The 2,671-nt window shown below is 69.7% G+C and carries 3 protein-coding genes; all 3 read right to left on the bottom strand.

Translation table 11 applies throughout. The features are described 5' to 3' along the window. Window positions 1-36: 36 nt before the first annotated feature. Window positions 37-936, bottom strand: a complete 900-nt coding sequence (locus AC07XP_RS32175; RefSeq protein ID WP_492684692.1) for an alpha/beta fold hydrolase — start codon at window positions 934-936, stop codon at window positions 37-39. Between the two features lie 22 nt (window positions 937-958). Then, window positions 959-1,801 (bottom strand): 2OG-Fe(II) oxygenase, encoded by an 843-nt coding sequence (locus AC07XP_RS32170; RefSeq protein WP_062479797.1) that lies wholly within the window; start codon window positions 1,799-1,801, stop codon window positions 959-961. A 153-nt stretch (window positions 1,802-1,954) separates the two neighbouring features. After that, window positions 1,955-2,671 (bottom strand): peroxide stress protein YaaA (gene yaaA / locus AC07XP_RS32165; protein ID WP_495266948.1); only part of this gene is annotated, 717 nt, incomplete at its 5' end.

Here is a 2,671-nt window from a genome sequence, read left to right as displayed (position 1 = left end):
GTCTGGGGTTCGTGTTGGGGTTGGTGGGGTCGTGGCTCATGGGGCGGTTCCGGCATCCGCCGCGTGTGCGAACGGAGCGATGTGGTGGGCGAGGATCGTGCAGACCTCGGGCGGCAGGTCGTGGCCCATGCCGGGCACGGCGATGAACGTCGCACCCGGAATGCGCTGCGCCGAATCGCGGCCGCAGGCGATGGGCACGAGCGCGTCGGCATCGCCGTGCAGCACCAGCGTCGGGCGCTGGATGCGCGCCAGCACCTGCGGGCGGTCGTCGTCGGCGCCGATGGCGAGCATCTGGCGCATCAGGCCGGCCGGGTGGTAGGCGCGGCGCATGCTGAAGGTGAGGCGCGTGGCCAGTTGCTCGTCGGTCTGCGGGTAGGCCGGGCTCTGGATGAGCCGCAGCAGCTTGATGCTGTGGGCGACCAGCGCGGCCTCGTCGTGGCTGCGCGGGCGCCGCATGAGCATGGCCCCGACCTCGCGGCGCGGGCCCGGCAGGCCGCGCGCGCCGCTGGAGCTCATGATGCTCACGAGGCTGGCGGTGCGCTGGGGCGCGGTGGCGGCGATGCGCTGCGCGATCATGCCGCCCATCGAGGCGCCGACGATGTGGGCGCGGGCAATGCCCAGCGCGTCGAGCACGCCGAGCGAATCGAGCGCCATGTCCTGCAGCGTGTAGGCGCTGCGCACCTTCAGGCCGATGCGGTGGCGGATGGTTTCCCACACGAGGTTGCCGGTGCCCAGGTGGTCGAAGCCCTGGCTCAGGCCGATGTCGCGGTTGTCGTGGCGCACCACGCGAAAGCCCGCATCGACCAGCTGCTGCACGAACGCATCGGGCCACGCGACCAGCTGCATGCCCAGCCCCATGATCAGCAGGATGACGGGGCGCCCTTCGCCGCCGGTGTCGTCGACTTCGATCTGCAGGCCGTTGGCGGTGACTTTCATCGGTTCCTTGTTGCTTCTTCTGCTACTTGAATTCGCGTTCGCGCAGCCACTTGGTGGCGACCCATTTCTCGCCCGCGAGCACCGGCGCGCCGCCGTGCAGCGTGCGGGTGGCGGGGTCGGGCCGGTCGTAGCTGAAGAACACGCCGGTGCCGCGCACCGGGGCCACTTCGAGCCCGATGTCGGGGAAGGTGGTGGCGCCGCCCTGCTCGGGCTCCTGCAGGTACATCACGAGCGTGGCCACGCGCTGGCCGCCGCGCTTGAGGATGGTGGGCGTGCCGGGCTCGTGCGGGTCGAAGTAGTCGTAGTGCGGGCGGTACTGCGCGCCGGGCGCGTAACGCAGGATCTGCAGGCCCTCGCCGTACTCGAGCGGCCAGCGCAGCAGCATGGCCAGGCGCTGTTCGAGGCGCGCGACGATCTCGTTCTCGCCGCGCTCGAAGAACATGCCGTCGCTGGTGCGGTCGACGTTGAGCACCTCGCCGCCGGTGCGGGTCTCGACGGTGAGCGAGCGGGCCAGCCGCACGCGCGCGGCGGCGATCAGGCCTTCGCATTCCTCGACCGACAGCAGGTTGCCGAACACCACGACGCGCGGATGCCGCACGGTCTGCAGCACCTGCACGCGGCGATCGCCGGCCTCGATGTACAGCGGCGCGCCGTCCAGGTCGGGGCCGGGCATCTCGGTGCGCGCCGGCGCCAGGGCCGCCTCCACATCAGGAAACCCGGCCTCCAGCTGGGCCAGTGCGAGGTCGGTGGCGGCATCCTGCCAGCCGGCCGCCCGCATCGACATGCGCAACGCGGGCACCGAATGGCCGGCCGCGAGCTGGGCCACCAGCCATTCGCGCAATTCCGGACTGATCGCTTGGGACATGTCAGTGCTCCTCCACTCTGCAATGAGACCCGCAACACATGACTCCACGCAGTTCTTCGCCAGAAACACCGCGGAACCGGCTTTGCCGGGCCGCTGGTGTTGCCCCCTGGAAGGGGGTTGGCGAAGCGACACGAAGTGCGCGCAGCCTGGGGGTCATGCTAGCTTTCTTCTGAACACCAGCCTTTCGGCTGTCGACGCTTGAGCGTCGAAACCATAACCCTCGAGGTCGAATTTTTCCAGCGCCTTGGGCGTGGCCGCCTGGTGCAGCACGGCCCAGCGCGCCAGCAGGCCGCGGGCACGCTTGGCGAAGAAGCTCACGATCTTGTACTTGTCGCCCTTCCACTCCTGGAACACGCATTCGACCACGCGGGCCTTGAGCACCTTCTGGTCGACCGACTTGAAGTACTCCTGCGAGGCGACGTTGACGACGACCGGCGTGCGATCGGCCGCCAGGCGCTCGTTCAGGTGCTCGGCGATGCGCGAGCCCCAGAAGGCGTACAGGTCCTTGCCGTGGCGGTTGGCCAACGCGGTGCCCATTTCGAGCCGGTAGGGCTGCAGGCGGTCCAGCGGGCGCAGCAGGCCGTACAGGCCGCTGAGGATGCCCACGTGGTCCTGGGCCCAGGCGAGCTGGGCGGGCGTGAGGCTGCGGGCGTCGAAGCCGCCGTAGACGTCGCCGTCGAAGGCGAAGGCGGCCTGGCGGGCGTTCTTGTCGGTGCTCTTGGACGACCAGGCGGCGTAGCGGGCCACGTTGAGGGCCGAGAGCTTGTCCGACAGGTGCATCAGCTCGGCGATGTCCTGGGGCGACTTCTCGCGCAAGAGCTTGATGAGTTCGACCGAGGGGCCGCGCGGGGCTTCGAAATGGGGTTGGGT

The sequence above is a fragment of the Variovorax sp. GW531-E2 genome, assembly GCF_059423125.1.
The sequence above is the reverse complement of the archived record's forward strand: the minus strand, read 5'-3'. Positions and strand labels throughout refer to the sequence as shown.